Origin of the sequence: Poseidonibacter sp., from assembly GCF_041821165.1 — a bacterium.
GTDB lineage: Bacteria > Campylobacterota > Campylobacteria > Campylobacterales > Arcobacteraceae > Poseidonibacter.
The window spans coordinates 1-3009 of record NZ_JBGUES010000235.1 but is presented as its reverse complement, the minus strand read 5'-3'; the positions used below and the strand labels follow the sequence as shown (position 1 = coordinate 3009).

The window sequence follows — 3009 nt, the reverse complement described above, 5'->3', positions numbered from 1 at the left end:
CTACCTCTATCGCTTTCTATTGACATATCAATATCTCTTAAAGGATAAAGTTCTCTATGTAGTGTTATTTTTTTTGAATAATCAATCATTTTATTCTCTTTTATATTATGGTATTTTGCTTGAAGTATTTATGTTTTTATTATACATAAACTATTAAAATTATTTTTTAAATTTTGTATTTTCTTGAAGTATTTTAGATTTTTAGTTTACACTCTATTCAATAGAAATTTTATAAGTCTAGCTATTGAATAAATGTATATTATAAGTATTTATTTATTTTGAAGCTTTTTTTGCTTTTTTGTCAGCTCTTTTTTCTTTTAGTGACTTTGTAGATACTGTTTTAACAGACTTTTGAACGTCTTTTCCTTTTGCCATAATACTTCCTTTTCTTTAAGTTATGTATCAGTATAGCTTAAATTCAAGGAAGTATTCTTAATATTAAAATAAAAGCTAATATTCCTACTAGCTTTTGTATTTAATATCTTATTTTAGCTTTTGTGCAACTAGTTGATTTACTACTTGTGGATTTGCTTTTCCACCTGTTGCTTTTAATACTTGTCCTACAAAAAATCCTAAAAGTTTATTATTTCCTGCTTTGAACTTTTCTACATTATCAGGATTTTTTGCAATTACCTCATCTATAATAGGAGATATTACACTTGGGTCACTTATTTGCACAAGCCCTTTATCTTCAACTATTTTAGATGGATTATCTCCTGATTTTACCATTTCTTCAAATATCTGTTTTGCAATTTTACTTGAAATTGTTCCATCATCCATTATTTTAACAAGCTGTGCTATTTGTTTAGATGTAAACTTAAGTTCATTTGCTTCTTTTTCTTTTAGCTCTCTTGCTACTTCTGTTACTACAATATTAGCAATACTTACAGGACTATTTAATTCTACTAAAGCCTCTTCATAAAATGATGAAAGCTTTTCATCACGTGCTAGAATATTTGATATTTCAGTATTTAATTTATATTCATTTGTATACTTTTCAAATAATGCTTTTTGTTCATCATTCATAGCTACTTCTGAACCTACTACTTGCTCTTTTTTAGCTTGCACTTTTACTTCAGTTTTTGCTTTTGGTTGTTCTGATTCTGTTTTTTTAGCCCAAGAGTCTTTTAATCCTACAATTTTATTAAATACTGGCTTTTCGTTTGTATAATCAATTGGATCAGCATAAAAATACCCTTGTCTTTCAAACTGAAATCTCTCATCTGGTTTTTCACTTATTACAGCTGGTTCTATAAGAGCATTTTTGATAACTTTTAAAGAGTTTTTATTTAAATCTTCTAAGCCATCAGGTGCTTCACAAGAGTATAATCTATCATATAATCTTACTTCAACTGTTTTAGCTTCTTTAGCACTTAACCATTGAATTGCACTTTTTACTTTTATACCACTTGTATCACTTCCACTTTTTGAATCAGGGTGATATACAGCTTTTATCTCTACAATATTTCCATTTTCATCTTTGATAACTTCTTTACATGTGATAATAAATCCATGTCTAAGTCTTACTGGCTGTTCAGGTGTAAGTCTAAAATATCCTTTTGGAGGATTTTCATTGAAGTCATCTCTTTCAATATAAAGTTCATTTGAGAAAGGAATTTTTCTTGAACCCTCTTTTGGTACATCATGTGGATAATATGGAGCATCTATTTCTTCACTACCCTCATAATTAGTAATTGTTACTTTTAATGGGTCAAGTACAGCCATAACTCTTGGCACTTTTTTATTTAAATCATCTCTAATACAAAACTCAAGTTGTGCAACATCAACCATAGAATTAGCCTTAGCAATTCCAATTTGATCACAGAAGTTTAAGATAGATTCTTTTGTATACCCTCTTCTTTTATATCCTGCAATTGTAGGCATTCTTGGGTCATCCCAACCAGAAACATATTTACCATCTACTAGTTCTAAAAGTTTTCTTTTACTCATTACTGTGTAGTTGATACCAAGTCTTGCAAACTCATGTTGGTAAGGTCTTGGTAATTCAAGTCCTAAAGTATCAAGTACCCAGTTGTAAATATCTCTATTGTTTTCAAACTCTAATGTACAAATAGAGTGAGAAACACCTTCAATATAATCAGATAAACAATGAGCAAAATCATACATTGGATAAATACACCATTTATCTTCTGTTCTAAAATGATGTGCATGTCTAATTCTATATAATAAAGGATCTCTCATTTTCATATTAGCAGCACTCATATCAATCTTAGCTCTTAATACATGTTCACCATCTTTAAACTCACCATTTTTCATTCTTTCAATTAGCTCAAGGTTTTCTTCAATAGTTCTATTTGCATACTCACTTCGTGTTCCTGCACTTGTAACAGTTCCACGTAATTCTCTCATTTGCTCTTCATTTATACTATCAACATATGCCTTACCCATTTTAATAAGTTTAATTGCATAGTCATATATTTTATCAAAGTAATCAGAAGTAAAATATACATTTTCTCCCCAATCAAATCCAAGCCACTGTACAGCATCTTTTAAAGCCTCTACGTATTTTGTATCTTCTTTAGTTGGATTTGTATCATCCATTCTAAGGTTGCAAGTACCATTAAAATCACGTGCAATACCAAAATTTATACAAATAGATTTAGCGTGTCCAATGTGCGGGAAGCCGTTTGGTTCAGGAGGGAATCTAGTAATAACCTCATTGTATTTGCCAGACTTTAAGTCCTCATCAACTATTGCACGTAAAAAATCTTTATTTTCACTCATTATTATTAAACCTTTTATTAGAAACTTCGTTTTGATTTGAAACTTTTATTAGAATCGCATTTTATCAAATTTGTGCTTATATGATGTTGGATAAAAGAAGAGCTATGATTTTATTGAATACTCACAATGTATATAAACTTGCTATCTTTAATCTATTAACTCATAATAGAACTGATCATTCTAAAAACTTATTTTTTCTATTAGATTGAGAATTTAAAATAGATATTTTAATCTTTCTATTTTTCCATATATTCTTTTATTATA

The 3009-nt window shown here is 28.7% G+C and carries 1 protein-coding gene; it reads right to left on the bottom strand.

Annotated features, from left to right (window positions below; translation table 11 throughout):
• Window positions 1–483 precede the first annotated feature (483 nt).
• Window positions 484–2745: a glutamine--tRNA ligase/YqeY domain fusion protein gene (locus tag ACERKK_RS12550; protein ID WP_373773418.1), complete on the bottom strand. Its 2262-nt coding sequence runs from the start codon at window positions 2743–2745 to the stop codon at window positions 484–486.
• Window positions 2746–3009 lie beyond the last annotated feature (264 nt).

Bases quoted from the DNA above. Each gene is read 5' to 3' on its own strand.
- ACERKK_RS12550 (WP_373773418.1), bottom strand. From the start codon at position 2,745: ATGAGTGAAAATAAAGATTTTTTACGTGCAATAGTTGATGAGGACTTA.